The 13088-nt window shown below is 65.9% G+C and carries 12 protein-coding genes and 1 pseudogene; 4 read left to right on the top strand and 9 right to left on the bottom strand.

Annotation, left to right across the window (positions count from 1 at the left end; genetic code table 11):
• The 3 genes and pseudogenes from RZA67_RS08235 to RZA67_RS08225 form a co-directional block, all read right to left on the bottom strand.
• Positions 1-625, bottom strand: a pseudogene (locus tag RZA67_RS08235) (hypothetical protein); the annotation flags it as partial.
• Positions 622-1476 (bottom strand): hypothetical protein, encoded by an 855-nt coding sequence (locus RZA67_RS08230; RefSeq protein ID WP_317212216.1) that lies wholly within the window; start codon positions 1474-1476, stop codon positions 622-624. The gene RZA67_RS08230 and the pseudogene RZA67_RS08235, both read right to left, overlap by 4 nt.
• Before the next feature lie 924 nt (positions 1477-2400).
• Complete coding sequence (locus RZA67_RS08225; protein WP_317212215.1) at positions 2401-2787, bottom strand: hypothetical protein; 387 nt, start codon at positions 2785-2787, stop codon at positions 2401-2403.
• A gap of 505 nt (positions 2788-3292) precedes the next feature.
• Between RZA67_RS08225 and RZA67_RS08220 the strand changes: the two genes are divergently transcribed.
• The 3 genes from RZA67_RS08220 (at position 3293) to RZA67_RS08210 (ending at position 6969) form a co-directional block, all read left to right on the top strand.
• Positions 3293-3676 (top strand): VOC family protein, encoded by a 384-nt coding sequence (locus tag RZA67_RS08220; protein ID WP_317212214.1) that lies wholly within the window; start codon positions 3293-3295, stop codon positions 3674-3676.
• A gap of 309 nt (positions 3677-3985) precedes the next feature.
• A complete protein-coding gene (locus RZA67_RS08215) occupies positions 3986-6217 on the top strand; it encodes a methyl-accepting chemotaxis protein (protein ID WP_317212213.1) in 2232 nt (743 codons plus the stop codon).
• A gap of 89 nt (positions 6218-6306) precedes the next feature.
• A complete protein-coding gene (locus RZA67_RS08210) occupies positions 6307-6969 on the top strand; it encodes a CerR family C-terminal domain-containing protein (protein ID WP_317212212.1) in 663 nt (220 codons plus the stop codon).
• Between the two features lie 27 nt (positions 6970-6996).
• Here the strand turns inward: RZA67_RS08210 and RZA67_RS08205 are convergent, their stop codons facing one another.
• From RZA67_RS08205 to RZA67_RS08190, 4 genes are all read right to left on the bottom strand, one after another.
• Entirely contained in the window at positions 6997-7752 is a 756-nt protein-coding gene (locus RZA67_RS08205) for a hypothetical protein (RefSeq protein ID WP_317212210.1), read from the bottom strand.
• Between the two features lie 174 nt (positions 7753-7926).
• Positions 7927-8916 carry a TraB/GumN family protein gene (locus tag RZA67_RS08200; RefSeq protein ID WP_317212209.1) on the bottom strand — a complete coding sequence of 330 codons (990 nt, stop codon included), beginning with the start codon at positions 8914-8916 and terminating at the stop codon, positions 7927-7929.
• Positions 8917-9169: 253 nt separating this feature from the next.
• The gene (locus RZA67_RS08195) at positions 9170-9343 is read right to left on the bottom strand and encodes a DUF1328 domain-containing protein (protein WP_317212208.1); all 174 of its coding nucleotides are present in this window, start codon (positions 9341-9343) and stop codon (positions 9170-9172) included.
• A 96-nt stretch (positions 9344-9439) separates the two neighbouring features.
• Entirely contained in the window at positions 9440-9652 is a 213-nt protein-coding gene (locus RZA67_RS08190) for a hypothetical protein (RefSeq protein ID WP_317212207.1), read from the bottom strand.
• Between the two features lie 177 nt (positions 9653-9829).
• Between RZA67_RS08190 and RZA67_RS08185 the strand changes: the two genes are divergently transcribed.
• Positions 9830-10693 carry an endonuclease/exonuclease/phosphatase family protein gene (locus RZA67_RS08185; protein WP_317212205.1) on the top strand — a complete coding sequence of 288 codons (864 nt, stop codon included), beginning with the start codon at positions 9830-9832 and terminating at the stop codon, positions 10691-10693.
• A gap of 198 nt (positions 10694-10891) precedes the next feature.
• On the opposite strand, the gene RZA67_RS08180 is transcribed toward RZA67_RS08185, so the two are convergent.
• On the bottom strand, positions 10892-12310 hold the full coding sequence (locus RZA67_RS08180; protein WP_317212204.1) for an efflux transporter outer membrane subunit: 1419 nt from the start codon (positions 12308-12310) through the stop codon (positions 10892-10894).
• Positions 12304-13041, bottom strand: a complete 738-nt coding sequence (locus RZA67_RS08175) for an SDR family oxidoreductase (RefSeq protein ID WP_317212202.1) — start codon at positions 13039-13041, stop codon at positions 12304-12306. The genes RZA67_RS08180 and RZA67_RS08175 overlap by 7 nt, the downstream gene beginning before the upstream one ends.
• Positions 13042-13088 lie beyond the last annotated feature (47 nt).

Below are 13088 nucleotides of genomic sequence, written 5' to 3'. Positions count from 1 at the left end.
CGATAGTGGAAACCGGGCCGGGGACATGCTGTTGGCGTGCCTCGACCATGTCCCACAGATACCCCTCCGGGTCGTCGATGAACGCACGATACTTGTTGACGACCCGCGTCATGGTGTCGAAACCGCGGTCCATGCCGAGATTGGAATTGTCGAGCAGGATTGACCAGACGGCCTCGGCTTCGTCGTCGCCACCATACTTTCGCGCTGCTACCAGCAGTTTGTAGGGGGTCCAGGCGGAAGGATCGATCTTGCGTTCACGAAAGGCGTCATCGTGCGCCTTCTTTACATCTTTCACCGGCAGATTGAGAGCCAAATAGGGATACCCATTTGACAGCTGGGCCTCGCGGAACGCTAGGTCTCGCGCCATCAGATCGACGCCAAAGTCCTGCCAGTCGCGCTCGTTGAAGTAAACCCCGTCCGCGCGCGCCTGCCGGTCAGCGAAGCTGTTCGCCGTGGCGCCGGGTGCATTGTCATTGCGGATCACACCCAAGGCCAACAAGCCGTAGCCATCGTTACCCTGCTTCTGAGCAAGATAGTTGAAGTACAACTCACGGTTTCCGTCTGCTGCATAGGCCTTGAGAACCGCAATGTCTGCTGCATTCAAGCCGGACTTGGAATCACTCACTTTTCAGTTTCCTTGATACTGCTGTCAACAAGAACGGATGTGGCGCGCGCCCTGATCTCCGCCCACCTTGCTAATGCCTCTCTTGAAAAATTAACTCGAACGATTACATTCAACCCGTTGATCAGGAATACCTGGTCGCATTCTGCGAATCCCATGACCCGCTTTTTCACCATTTTCCCGTCGCGATACTCGACCCCCGACTCGGTGATTTCCTTCCGCGTGCATTTGATGACTTGATCGATCGCTCCGGCATCGTCGCGCGAGACAAACCAATCCCTTAGAAAAACGTTGTCTTGGCCAGACGGTGTTTCGCGTCGTCCGTGCGCGCGTTGGTACGCGTGAACCTTGTCCATATCGAGGTAGTACGGTGTCAGGCCGTACACCGCCTCGCCCTGGACACGAGCCTCCAGCGATTCGGCAGGGTCGTCATGCTCAAAGCTCATTGGCGTATAGCTGCGCCGAAGAACTTCCTCCGGTTCAGGGCCGCTGATGTAGTCGTAGCTGATGCTGACCGTCCGTATCGACACGTCAACCGACAGATTGTCCCGTTCGCCGGGCTTGAAGGGCTCCAGCGAGGGATACTCCAGCGCCAGCGAAAAGCTGCCGTCGTGATACGGTCCCATTTGCATGTCAAAGTAATTCTGCGGCAACACTAGTGCGTAAGGCCCCACGCAGGCGCGCGCCATGGGAACCGGGACCTGGTACGGATTGAGCGGTTGGTTGTCGATGGTGATCGAACAGCCCTGCTCATTTGTGAGCAGTCGGGGCGGCTTGCGCGGCTCCGCTTTCGCACAGGCGCTCAGAGCGAGCGCCAAGGTGATAACCACGGGTAATGCCCGGGAATGGAGCATGATCGTCCTTGCTGGAAAACAGAGACGACGTTAGCGCGCAGCGTGGAGGAAAAAATCGCCGCATTTCCGTAATGCTCAATCGGTCACAGCCTGACGCGGCGCACCGGTCCTGTCACGACATTCCACAGCGTATTGATGCGCTTTCCGCGTCACGCTGGACGAGCGCTGCGTCCCCGTAGCGCCGGGCTCTGCCCGGCGAGCGCGCAGCGCGGCTTCATCGCGATCTGGCCGGAAAGAAGCTGGGCAGCGCTTGGCGCTTCAGGGCGACGGCGTGACGACCATCGGTCGTCACCTACCGGAGCGTGGTGTTCGTAGCGCCGGGCTCTGCCCGGCGAGCGCGTAGCGCGGCTTTACCGCGATCTGGCCGAAGAGCCGCCGGGCAGAGCCCGGCGAGCGCGCAGCGCTGCTTTACCGCGATCTGGCCGAAGAGCCGCCGGGCAGAGCCCGGCGCTACGTGGCGACGGCGTGACGACCAACGGTCGTCACCTACCGGAGCGTGGTGTTCGTAGCGCCGGGCTCTGCCCGGCGAGCGCGCAGCGCGGCTTCATCGCGATCTGGCCGGAAAGCAGCCCGGCAGCGCTTGGCGCTCCAGGGCGACGGCGTGACGACCAACGGTCGTAACCTACCGGAGCGTGGTGTTCGTAGCGCCGGGCTCTGCCCGGCGAGCGCGCAGCGCTGCGTTATTGCGATCCGGCCGGCAAGCCGCCGGACAGAGCCCGGCGCTACGTGGCGCATGGTAGGTGACGACCGTTGGTCGTCACGCTCCACAGCGACAGCGTGACGACCAACGGTCGTCACCTACCGGAACGCGGTGTTCGTGGCGCCGGGCTCTGCCAGGCGGGCGCGCAGCGCGGCTTTACCGCGACCTGGCCGAAGAGCAGCCGGGCTCTGCCCGGCGCTACGTGGCGGGCGCGCAGCGCGGCGTTACCGCGGTTCGGCCAGCAGCGTCCGGGTGAGCGAGGCGACGGCGCTGGCCTGCACGTCGCCGAGGGTGGCGATCAGCGCGCGCAGGTCCTGCCGGGTCAGGCCCTGCAGCTCCTGACGACAGCCCATGATGTCGGCCACGGCGCTGCGCGCGGCCACGATGTCCGGGGTTTTGTCGTGCAGGGGACGCAGCGGCTCGGCCAGCAGGGTCAGCAGCATCGCCAGGTCGTCACGGCTGACGGCGCTGAACTCGTCGGTCGGTGCGAGCAGGCCGGCAATGGCGCGCAGCGCGGCGGTGACCTGGGCACAGCGGTCCAGCGCGCGGTGCGCGGCCTGGTGCTGCGGCGAGGCGGTATGGGGGTAAGGCAGGCCGGACACGGCACTCATGGGGTTTCCTTGCAGGCAGCCGAGGGCGCCGCCGGAAAAACCAGGGCGGCGGACGATGCGCGGTAGCAGACCGAGTCAAGGACCGGCAGATCTTTCGATCTCCGCGCACCGCCCGCCATAGACATGGACAGGCCAACCACCGCCGATACCCGGCACCGAAGTGCCGGATATCGGACGATGGGCGCTGGTGCGCCTTGACTCGGGCTGCTATTCCCGGTCGCCGATGCAATCGGCGACGGTCCAGACCCTACGGCAACGCGTTGACCAGCGTCAAAAGGTAGCCCGGCCGATGCGCTCCAAATCCCGCAACCACGTGAGGGTGAGGGGGACCATGGCGCAAACCGGGATGCCATTCGCGTCACCGATGATAGCGCGAAGCGACAAGGGTGCTTTTAGCGCAGGCGTGATGAACCGATCCTGCCCACACCGGACAGCTTGACTCGATAGGCAACCAAGGCAGGACGCGGCGGCAGGTATATGATCGCGACGGGAACAGGAGACACCCGTGCTGCACCACATTTCTTTTGGCGTGCGCGATCTTGATCGCGCCGGACGCTTCTACGATGCGGCGCTGGCGCCGCTGGGCTGGCGCCGCGTGTTCGAGGATGACCAGGCGATCGGTTACGGCACCGGGGCCGATGGCGAAGACCTGCTCTGTTTGAAACTGCGCGACCGCGCGCAGGCGCCGGGTGCGGGGTTCCACCTCGCGCTGGCAGCACCCTCGCGCGAGGCCGCTGCCGCGTTCCACGCCGCCGCCATCATGCAGGGCGGCCAGGATAACGGCGCGCCGGAGCTACGACCGGAATATGGCGCGCATTATTTTGCGGCCTTTGTCATCGACCCTGACGGCCATGCCATCGAGGCGGTCATCAACCAGCCGCTGGCCTGAGCCGCACGCCCCACTCATCTCCAAAGACGCTTGACCGCGATGTAAAGCAGGCACCCCAACCGGCGCGTGCGCGGCGCCGCGTACTTACCCGGCCGTTGCCGGGCCGCCGCCGCCCGACTGTACCTGCAGGCTGAAACGCCAGATTCGGCAAACAGAAGGCGCACGCCGACGAAGGTTAGCGAAAGCGCGGCCTCGAAACGACGCCAATTTCAGGACGATGCGTTTGTTAATCATGTGATTAAAGTCACCTGAACCGTTGCCGTTATTCCGTCTGTCCACCAAGCCGGTGGCGTCGCAGGCCTATGTGCAGTGAACTTCTTCAAGAATCTACGTGTGGGGACCAAGCTGTCTCTCGGCTTCGGTGTGCTGCTGGTTTTGATCCTTTCCTCCTCGGGCATGGCCCTCTATCAGTCCGGCCGGATCGGCCAGCAGATGGACATCATGCAGACCAACAACCAGAAGATGTCGCTGCTCTATGCGATGCGTCTGGCCAACAACACCAACCAGCTCAACGTGCGTGACATGCTGCTGGCGCAGGGCGATGACGCGGCAGCGGCCAAGGCCAGCGTCGAGCAGAACCGCAAGACCTATCGCGAAAGCTGGGAAACCCTCGACGCGATCCCGCATGACGAAGCGGGCACGCAGGCCAAGCAGAAGATCAAGGACGCGCAAAGCGCCGCCATGGCCATGAACAACCAGATCATGGACCTGGCCGCAGCGGGCGACCGAGAAGGCGCGGCAGCCCTGCTCTACGGCCCGGCCGAGCCGTTGCTCAATGCCCGCGCGGTGGCCATCGCCGAAGCCGTGCAGCTGCAGGAGCGCCGCAATGCCGCCGGCGCAGCCCACGTGGAAAACGCCATTGCCACCTCGCGCCACACGCTGACCGTCTTCATGGTGGTTGCTCTGGTGCTCGGCGGCGTGCTGGCCTGGCTCATCACCCGCAGCCTGGTGCTGCCCATCCGCCGCGCCATGGGCGTGTCCAGTGCCATCGCCGGGGGCCGGTTCGACGAGCCGGTAGGCCCGACCAGCAACGACGAAACCGGCGCGCTGCTCAAGAGCATGGATGACATGGCCAGGCGTCTGCGTGGCTTTGCCGCCGCACAGCGCGAGATGGCCGACAAGCACGACCGTGGCGAGCTGGACTACCGCATCGACGTGAGCCAGCTGCCGGGCGATTTCGGGCAGATCGCCGCCGGTACCAACGCACTGGTCAGCAGCAGCAACGCGGTGTCGGAAAAGATCATCGACGTGGTCAGCCGCTACGCCGTGGGCGACCTGGCCGGCGACATGGAAGAGCTGCCGGGGCAGAAGGCACGCTTCACCCAGGCGGTGGCCCGCACCAAGCAGAACATGGCCGCGATCAACCGGGAGATCCATGCGCTGGCTACCGCCGCGGCCGAGGGCGACTTCAGCGTGCGCGGCAATGCGGACGCCTTCGACTTCGAGTTCAAGGTGATGATCCAGCGCCTGAACAGCATGATGCAGGTCAGCGACGAGAATCTGCGCCAGCTTTCCACGCTGCTGCAGAAGATCGCTGCCGGTGATCTCACCGGGCGCATGGAAGGCCGGTTCCAGGGTGTGTTCGCCACCATGCGCGACGATGCCAACGCCACCGTCGGCCAGCTGACCACCATCATTGGCAACATCCAGAATGCGGCCTCCAGCATCAACACCGCCGCCTCGGAAATCGCCAGCGGCAACAGCGATCTCTCCCGCCGCACCGAACAGCAGGCGGCCAACCTGGAAGAAACGGCGGCCTCGATGGAGGAGCTGACCTCCACCGTACGCCAGAACGCCGAACATGCCGGCCAGGCCAATACGCTGTCGATCACCGCCGCCTCGGTGGCCTCCGAAGGTGGCGCCGTGGTGCGCCAGGTGGTGGACACCATGGATGAAATCCAGTCCTCCTCCAGGCGCATCGCCGACATCATCACCGTCATCGACGGCATCGCGTTCCAGACCAACATCCTGGCGCTGAACGCGGCTGTCGAGGCGGCGCGCGCCGGCGAGCAAGGCCGAGGGTTTGCGGTGGTGGCCAGCGAGGTGCGTACCCTGGCCCAGCGCGCCGCCGGTGCAGCCAAGGAGATCAAGGAACTGATCGAGACCTCGGTTGCCAAGGTGGAGACCGGCGCCGACCTGGTGGCCAAGGCAGGGGTGACCATGGAGGAGATCGTCACCTCGGTGCGCAGCGTCACCAGCATCATGGCGGAGATCTCGGCGGCCTCGGCCGAACAGTCGGCCGGCATCGAGCAGGTCAGCCAGACCATCGTGCAGCTGGACGAAACCACGCAGCAGAACGCCGCTCTGGTGGAAGAAGCCACGGCTGCCGCGCGCTCGATGGAAGACCAGGCCGTCTCGCTGTCCCAGGCCGTTGCGCGCTTCACGCTTGCCGGCAGCGCCATGGCCTCGCCGGTTGCTGCCAGCACGGCAGGTCTCACAGGTGCGCGCAGTGCCACGGTGGTGTCGATGGACTCGCTGCGCAGCGCGCTGGCGCGTGCCGCAGGACCCGCCCCGGCAGGTGATGTGCACGGCGGGTTCTGACGCGGCGCGGCGTGTTACGCATTGTATCGGGGGAGTATCCTGTCGGCGGCTGATCCCGATCAGCACACCCCGGCCCGATGTACCGAACGATGCGACACAGCGACCCCAACAGTGTGCGTGCAGACACGCTTGAAACGCGCGAGCGGTTGCTGGGCGCGGCCGTCAAAGTGTTTGCGCGGCACGGTTTCGGCGGCGCCGGCATCCGCGTCATCAGCGCGGAGGCCGGCGTCAATGTTGCACTGGTGGGTTACCACTTCGGCAGCAAGGAAGGCATCTACCTGGAGGTGGTGATGCAGGTGTGTGCGATGGTCAACCAGCGTCTGGCCGGCGCGATCGAGACGGCAACGCAGGCTGCCGGCTGCGCCGACGGGGCAGCGGCGGTCGAAGCGGCCTGCGCCCTGCTGGACCCGTTGATCGACATGGTGCTCGAAGCAGAGACCAGTGACGTGGCCCGGATCATGCTGCACGAGCAGCTCGACCCCGGACCGGGCTTTGATATGTTTCACCAGACGCTGGCCGCACCGTTCGTGGAGCTGCTGGGTGCGCTCATCGCCCGCGCGCGGGCCGTGCCCTTCGGCGACGACGAGCGGATGTCGGCCTTGGCGATCATGGGCATGCTGCTCATCTTCAAATCCGCGCAGGCCAGCAGCGAGCTGCTGTTTGGTGCGCAGGCATGGTCAGCGCGCCGGCGGCAGATCCTGCGCCAGACGATCGCCAATGCGGTGCATCCGACGATGGGCGGCGCCGACTGACATCACCGGGCGGGCCGCCGGCCCGCTTCACGCGTGCGCGAGGGCATCCAGCGGCACCCGCAGGCTTTGGGGGTGGTCGGTGTCGAGTACGTACATCGCCGGGTCCACGCTGTCTGCGGCCTTGGGCCACACCCGGTCCCTGCCCCCCTCAACCCAGTACATGCCGCTGCCACCGCCGCCGTATGCGCGCTCACCGTCGCCTTCGTCGAACTGGCGGCAACTGGCGCCGGCAATGGCAGCCACCAGCACCGGCGCGTTGCAGGCCCGCGCCCACGCCCGCAGCGGCGCGGTCCAGTAAGACGTGCGCAGGTCAGCGCCGAAGGTGCTGACGATGATCGGACAGGCAGGCCCGGCACCCAGGGCGATGGCCTCGCCCAGCATCTGCGCCGTGCGACCGTCCGGCTCGTTCCACGGCACGCAGACATCAGCGCAGATCAGAGGAATGACCTGGTGGTCGTTCCAGCGCCAGCGCAGCAGCGCCGTGCCGGGTTCGAACTGCTCATCCTGCCAGCGGACGCGCTTGAAATAGGGCTCGTGCAGATGTCCCTGATGGATCAGAAAACTGGCGTTGCGCGGCGTATCGCGCTCCATCACATAGCCGCCAAGGATGCAGGCCACCGGGTGTGCGGGCAGTGCTTCCAGGTCGGCCTTCGCCTGCTCGAGCCTGGGGGGCACCGCTTCTTCGCTGCTCACGATGAAGGGATAGCCTTCCGGGAACACGGCAAGATCAGCGCGATGGGCGGCGGCGAGGTCCAGCAGTTGCCCGATGCGCTCTGCGGGCATGCCGCACCCAGCGCAGGCCTCCACCTCATCGGCGCGGAGTTGGATCAGTGCGATTCTCACGGGCACACCATCGGAAACGGAAACGGAAACGGAAACGGAAACGGAAACGGAAACGGAAACGGGAGCGTGCTGGTGCTGGGGCTTGCCGTCAACGGGCCCTGGGCGACACGGTATCTACATGGGCGGTTCGACGGTAAAACCGCGTGCTGCCAGCGCGCCCAGGTAATCCTGCGGACCCAGCAGATAGGATGCAGGTACGGCGGCGAAGGTGCTGGCATGGCTGCGCAGGGATTGCTCGGCCAGTTGCAGCCAGTGCGTCCGCGCCCGTTCGGGCAGGTCGGTCCAGCCCCGGCGCCGTGCAAATTCGGTATCAGCCAGCGCGTCCGTACAGCTCTGCGCCATGCCCCATCCGGCCATGCGCTGCAGTGCTGCCACGTCGCCTACCGACCAGGCATCTGCGCGCTCACGCAACAGCCCGGCCTGGAACTCGACGGTGTCCAGCGTGCGCTCGAAACACGCCCGGTCATTGACCTCGGTCGTCTGCATCTCTTTCAACGCGTCGCGGAGGTTGCCTGCGGGCAGCAGCACCCTCGCCTCCTGCCGTTCCAGACCCCGCGCCTTGTAGGCCCGTTCGAGCGCCTTGTTGACCTGCCCTGCATCGCGCAAGCCATTGCGCTTGAGGAAGGCCATGTACAGGCGACCCGACGCCACGAGCGGCCGTTCCTTCTCCACGCCGCTGTCGCGGCCCATGTTGGCCTGTTTGAGTTGCAGCCACCGCGCGTACACCGGCGGTGGCAGCACCTGCTCAAGTGTGCGGCCCTGCGGGTCGCGGGCGGTGCGCCGGGCCAGCGGCAGCAAGGTAAGGCCCCGGAAGAAGCCGATGTCCGCGTCCAGCTTCCAGCCTGGCGGACCGAGAATATGATCGGCGCCGGCAATGACAGCCTCAACCTGGTCCGAGCGCCATTCCACGCTTGCCGGCAGTGGGCTCACCGTGCCCAGCAGCCAGAGCACATTGCCCTGCGGCGAGGTGACTTTCCACAACCCCGGGCCCGGCTGCTCGCCGCTGACCTGCACCGTCGCCATGTCGACCACCGGCCCTGCAGCCTGCTGCTGGGCGAACACAGATGGCGCCGCTCCGACCGCAAGCAGGACCAGCAGCAACATCCAACCTGATCGCCTCACTGCGCGTTGCTGCATGGCACGTCCCTTCCGATGGTGCGCGCACTCTATCCAGACCGGTTGTCGGGTGTGTAAAACGATTGTTAGCGCATCCCAGCCGCCGCACGGGGCGGCAGCCAGGTTGGGGGTCAGCAGATGAAGTCGAGCTCACATCGACTTCGCACCTGGAGCGGCGCCCGACAAAAAAAACGCGCCCCTTCCGGGACGCGTTCTTTTGTCCGCACAGCGGGCCTGGCGGTCAGGTGACCTTCTTGGCCACGCTCATGCCGATCAGGAACAGCACCACGGCAATGATGATGCCCGCCCAGAACAGGAACTTGGCAATGCCGATCGCGCCGCCGGCGATGCCGCCGAAGCCCAGCACACCGGCGATCACGCCGATGATGGCAAAGATAATGGCCCACTTGATCATCTGAAACGTCCTTTCCATGCGAGTTACGCGTTGGGAAAGAAAGTAGCTTCCCCAGCGTCGAACATGGGTGAGTGCGTAGCCAGCATTGCGTGAAGATCAGCGCCGCGGCCGACCCATCCGGGGACGCAGCAGCGCCACCGCGGTGATCGCCCCTGCCAGCAACATGGCCTTGCACGATGCGGCAACAAGATGCTCGACCGTCATGTGCATGAGGTTCCAATGCAGGCTGCCATGGGCACCGAGTTGGCAGGCAAGCAGCAGCAACGGGGTGAGCAACAGGCTGGAGACCACGAACACGGATACTGCCATCACTACGACTTTCATAGGTCCATCCAACCTTTCAACGCATTCCGTCGCGATCGCGGACGCGCGGGCGTGGATTGTAGTCATGCGACGTTGGCCAAACCAGCCATTCCGGCACATACGGGTTGCCGCGCCGCATGGCACACTCGGCTGAAACCGATTTCATGGAATGGAGGGATTCCAATGCTGCACCGTCTACGGCGACCTGCCGCCCTGCTCCTGCTCAGCCTGGCCATGCCGATCGCCTCGATGGCCGCGCCGTCCGTTACCTCGGCCCAACCGCTGAAGGTGATGTCGTTCAACGTGCGCACGCCAGCGGACAGCGAGCCGCAGAAGCGCTGGCCAGACCGTCGCGATGCGATGGTCAGCGTGATCCGGAGCAACCATCCGGCCGTGGTCGGTACCCAGGAGCTGGTACTGGAGCAGGCCAACTATCTGGCCGAGCATCTGCCCGGTTACCGCTGGTTTGGCGAAGGCCGCCGCGGTGGCGAGGGTGACGAACACATGGGAGTGTTCTACGACAGTGGCGTGGTCACGTTGAAGGACTCGGGCAATTTCTGGCTCTCTGACACCCCGGAGGTGCCGGGCAGCATCAGCTGGGGCCATCCGTATCCGCGCATGGTGACCTGGGGACTGTTCGAGCGCGTGGACGATGGACGCAGCTTCTATCTGGTCAACACCCACCTGCCCTACCGCAAGGAAGACGAGGCCGCGCGGGTGCGCTGCGCACAGGCCATTCTGGCGTACCTGAAAACGCTGCCGGCGGATGTGCCGGTGGTGCTGACCGGCGACTTCAACAGCGAGCCGGGCAGCGAAACCTACAACGCCTTTACCCAGGTATTGCAGGACACGCGGGTACAGGTGGCGCAGCCGCGCGGACCGAAGCTGACGTTCCACGATTTCACCGGTACGGCCACGGCGGAGCTGGACTGGGTGCTGGTACGCGGGTTCAAGGCACGAGCGTTCGCCACGCTGGATACGCGCGTGGACGGGATTCTGCCCTCGGATCATTTCCCGCTGCTGGTGGAACTGGACTGGCCGCAGTAAAGCAGTGGGCAGGTGACGACCGTTGGTCGTCACGCCCGCGCCGTGGGTAGGTGACGACCGTTGGTCGTCACGCCGGTGCTGTTGGTAGGTGACGACCGTTGGTCGTCACGCTCCGGGATCCTGGGCAAAGGCATGAGCAGAAGCGTGACGACCAACGGTCGTCACCTACCGGAAAGCCCACTCCCTCCCCGCGCGGGCTCAGTGCGCCAACGCGATGCTGGGCTGGGCGGCCTGGCCCCAGCCACCCAGCGCCTTGTACACCGCCACCACGCTGACGTTGACGTCGGCTTCGGCGGCGGCCAGTGCATCGTCTGCGGCGAGCTGGGTGCGCTGCGCATCAAGCAGCGTCAGGAAGTCCTCCGATCCCTCGCGGTAGCGGATCTGCGCCAGCTGCTCGGCACGCCGCGCGGCCTGCGCCTGCTCGGCGATGATCGCCAGCCGGGCCTGCTGCTTGGCGTACCGTGTGAGCGCGTTTTCGGTGTCTTCCAGCGCCAGCAGCACGGCCTGCTCGTACTGGGCTGCCACGCCCTCGGCCTCGGCCTTGCTGGCCTTCAGCCGCGCACGCACGCTGCCCAGATCAAACGCAGACCAGCTCAGGCTCGGCGTCAGTGACCACGCCTTGTTGCTGCCGTTGACCAGACCACTGGCATCGCCACCGAGAAAACCCACGAACCCACTCAGCGACAACCGCGGGAACAGGTCTGCCGTCGCCACGCCCACGCGGGCGGTGGCCGCGGCAAGGCGGCGCTCGGCCACGCGCACGTCGGCACGCTGGCGCAGCAGTTCACGCGTGTCGCCCAGCGGCAAGGCCTTGGCGAACGCAGGCACGTCACGCGGGGCCAGCATGCCCTCCATCGCCTCCGGACGCAGGCCCAGAAGCACGGCCAGCCGATGCCGGTACTGCGCCTGTGCCACTTCCAGCAGCGGGATGTCTGCCTCGATGGCTTTCAGGCGCGCGCGGCTGCTCTGCACTTCCAGTTCGCTGCCTGCGCCCAGTTCCCACCGGGTTTCGGTCAGCTTCTGGGTATCGCGCAGGTTGTGCAGGGTGCCTTCGGCCACCGCGATGCGTTTCTGCGCCCCGCGCAGCTCGAAGTAGTTGCGCGCCACTTCAGCGGCCACCAGTACCTGCGCGTCGGCCAGGTTCGCCCACTCCGCATCGAGGTCGGCGCGTGCCGCTTCGGCGGCGCGACGCTGGCGACCAAACAGGTCCAGCTCCCAGCCGGCGTCGAACCCGAGCTGGTAGCTTTCGCTGAGCACGCGCTGGCCACCCGCCAGCGCCTCGGGCTGGTTGCGCCGGTCCTGGCTGGCACTGGCGGTGATGTGCGGCGCCTGGTCCAGCCGGCGCTCGACGAACACCGCGCGTGCCTGCTGCACGCGGGCCACGGCCACGCGCAGGTCGAGGTTGTCGGCCAGCGCGTTGTGCATCAGCTGCTCGAGCACCGGGTCGTCGAACTGCGCCCACCACGTGGCCACCGGTGCCTCGGTGCTGTACACCGTGGCGGTGGCGGCCTGCAGCTGCGCCGGTGCCTGGACCGGCGTGGCGTAATCCGGGCCGACGGTCATGCAGCCGGCCAGCAGCACGCTGGTCATGGCCGCGAGCAGAGGACGGATCACCACGGCAGCACCTCGCCCAGGTAGGTGAAGCTGCCATTGGGGCCGTCGGCGTCGATCAGTGCCATCTGCACGCTGGATTTCGCGCCGGTGGAGACTTCCACCTCACCCTCGCCACCGTTCATGTCGGTCTTTACGTAGCCCGGATGCACGGTGTTGACCTTGTGCGGACCTTCGCGCAGCTCGTAAGCCAGCTGCACGGTCCAGGCGTTCACTGCCGACTTGGACGCGTTGTAGGCCGGTACGGCAAAGCCATAGATCGGCGAGGCCGGGTCGGCATGCAGGGTGAGCGAACCGAGGATGCTGGACACGTTGACGATGCGTGCGCCAGCCGACTGCCGCAGCAGCGGCAGAAACGCCTGGGTCACGCCGATCAGGGCGAACACATTGGTCTCGAACGTACGCCGCCACACGTCCAGGCTCTGCGCGGAGACCGGCTGCTGGATGTCATCAAGCAGGATGCCGGCGTTGTTGACCAGGATGTCGAGCCGGCCATGGCGCTGCGCTACCTGTTCCACGGCGGCGGCAATGCTGGCCGCGTCGGTCACATCAAGGGCGATGGCTTCCACCGGCAGGCCTTCGGCCTGAAGCTGAAGTGCCAGCTCCACCGCGGTCTCGCGACTGCGCCCGGCCAGCAGCGTGTGCACGCCGGCCTGGGCCAGCTGGCGGACGGTTTCGGTGCCGATGCCACGGGTGGCGCCGGTGACCAGTGCGATCTTGTTGCTGTGTGCGTTCATTGAAAAGTCCTTGCTTGTCTGGGGGTGAGCGGCGGGCCAGGCCGGCC

The sequence above is a fragment of the Stenotrophomonas sp. C3(2023) genome (genome assembly GCF_032911385.1).
Lineage (GTDB): Bacteria > Pseudomonadota > Gammaproteobacteria > Xanthomonadales > Xanthomonadaceae > Stenotrophomonas.
This window is presented reverse-complemented; position numbering and strand designations above follow the sequence as displayed.

What these genes read in the sequence shown, in the direction of transcription:
- RZA67_RS08195 (WP_317212208.1), bottom strand. Translation starts at nt 9,343, where the DNA reads ATGATCAAGTGGGCCATTATCTTTGCCATCATCGGCGTGATCGCCGGT.
- RZA67_RS08175 (WP_317212202.1), bottom strand. Translation starts at nt 13,041, where the DNA reads ATGAACGCACACAGCAACAAGATCGCACTGGTCACCGGCGCCACCCGT.
- RZA67_RS08205 (WP_317212210.1), bottom strand. Translation starts at nt 7,752, where the DNA reads ATGCCCGCAGAGCGCATCGGGCAACTGCTGGACCTCGCCGCCGCCCAT.
- RZA67_RS08210 (WP_317212212.1), top strand. Translation starts at nt 6,307, where the DNA reads ATGCGACACAGCGACCCCAACAGTGTGCGTGCAGACACGCTTGAAACG.
- RZA67_RS08200 (WP_317212209.1), bottom strand. Translation starts at nt 8,916, where the DNA reads ATGTTGCTGCTGGTCCTGCTTGCGGTCGGAGCGGCGCCATCTGTGTTC.
- RZA67_RS08185 (WP_317212205.1), top strand. Translation starts at nt 9,830, where the DNA reads ATGCTGCACCGTCTACGGCGACCTGCCGCCCTGCTCCTGCTCAGCCTG.
- RZA67_RS08230 (WP_317212216.1), bottom strand. Translation starts at nt 1,476, where the DNA reads ATGCTCCATTCCCGGGCATTACCCGTGGTTATCACCTTGGCGCTCGCT.
- RZA67_RS08190 (WP_317212207.1), bottom strand. Translation starts at nt 9,652, where the DNA reads ATGGCAGTATCCGTGTTCGTGGTCTCCAGCCTGTTGCTCACCCCGTTG.
- RZA67_RS08225 (WP_317212215.1), bottom strand. Translation starts at nt 2,787, where the DNA reads ATGAGTGCCGTGTCCGGCCTGCCTTACCCCCATACCGCCTCGCCGCAG.